1 protein-coding gene is annotated in these 1,382 nt (G+C 37.4%); it reads left to right on the top strand.

Annotation, left to right across the window (positions count from 1 at the left end; all coding sequences use genetic code 11):
• Positions 1 to 838, top strand: an 838-nt coding sequence (locus ASL19_RS03900; protein ID WP_057177368.1) for a Uma2 family endonuclease, incomplete at its 5' end; no start/stop codon positions are given.
• Positions 839 to 1,382 lie beyond the last annotated feature (544 nt).

The following is a 1,382-nucleotide window of genomic DNA, read 5'->3' on the forward strand; positions in this document are numbered from 1 at the left end:
AACCACATCAATTGAACCATTACTGAAAAAAATCCATCCCAATGGAGACTATTGTATAGGACAGGATAGTGGTATATATTGGCGGTTCACAGAACCTCCGGAAAAAGGGGTAGAAGCACCAGACTGGTTCTATGTTCCCGGAGTACCATCCAGGCTAAATGGGCAATTGAGAAGGTCATATGTGCTATGGAAGGAAAAAGTACCTCCCTTCATAGTGATAGAATTTGCGTCTAAAAATGGAAAGGAGGAAAAAGACAGTTCCCCTCCACCAGAAGGGGATGAAATAGATCCAGAAACTGGGAAACTAAAAAAAGCGGGGAAGTTTTGGGTGTATGAACAAGCGGTAAAAGTACCATATTATGCCATATTTAATGGTTTTAAGGGTACACTGGAGGTATATCATTTACAGGGAAAAAGATACAAAGAAATAAAGGCAAACAGGCGAGGACACTATGCCATACAAGAGATGGGCATAGAATTGGGAATACTGTATGACAATCAGAACCCACCCACACCGTGGTTAAGATGGTGGGATGAAAAAGGGAGCTTGTTATTGACAGGAAATGAGCGTGCGGAACAAGCAGAAGCTATAGCTATTCGGGAACGCTTAGCAAAGGAGCAAGAGCGGGGAGCTAAAGAGCAAGCAGAAGCTATCGCTATTCGGGAACGCTTAGCAAAGGAGCAAGAGCGGGGAGCTAAAGAGCAAGCAGAAGCTATAGCTATTCGGGAACGATTAGCAAAGGAGCAGGCAGAAGCTATTGCTATTCGAGAACGCCAACAAAAAGAAAAACTAGTTGCCTATCTACGTTCCCTTGGTGTTGACCCAGAGAAAATATAAAATAAATTCCCATTCCTGGGTGCGACCTAAAAAGGTCTTTCTGTTACGGTAAGGTTAATTTCTTAACAAAACTATACAATCCGTGACCTAAGCTGTCGTGTACCTAGAACGACTCTCTATCAATTTAATTTATCATGTTTAAATGAGCTATTTGATTTACAGCTCCATTTTGCTATGTCTATAATCTTGTTTTTACCCTGGAAAAATTAGTCTATTTTATGATTTTACCTTGAATATCTTAATTTTATTTATTTGTTCACAATTCCTATAATAGGATATAAATAAAAGCTAACTTAATCAAACTTAAATTACATAGGAGTTAACATAAAATAATCATTACAAGTGAAACTGAACGTCAAAACTAGTAACTTAATAATCGGAAACCCCTACCATATATAGAAAAATCCCTAATTGGCAAAATTATTAAAAATTTTGTAAAAACCTCTTTACAAAACTAAACATTTGTCTTAATATAAATTCATAAGGTAGAAACACCTACCAGAACATACATAAATCCCTGATTAAACCGCAATTATAAAACCAT

This window comes from Cylindrospermopsis sp. CR12 (assembly GCF_001432185.1).
Classification (GTDB): domain Bacteria; phylum Cyanobacteriota; class Cyanobacteriia; order Cyanobacteriales; family Nostocaceae; genus Raphidiopsis; species Raphidiopsis raciborskii.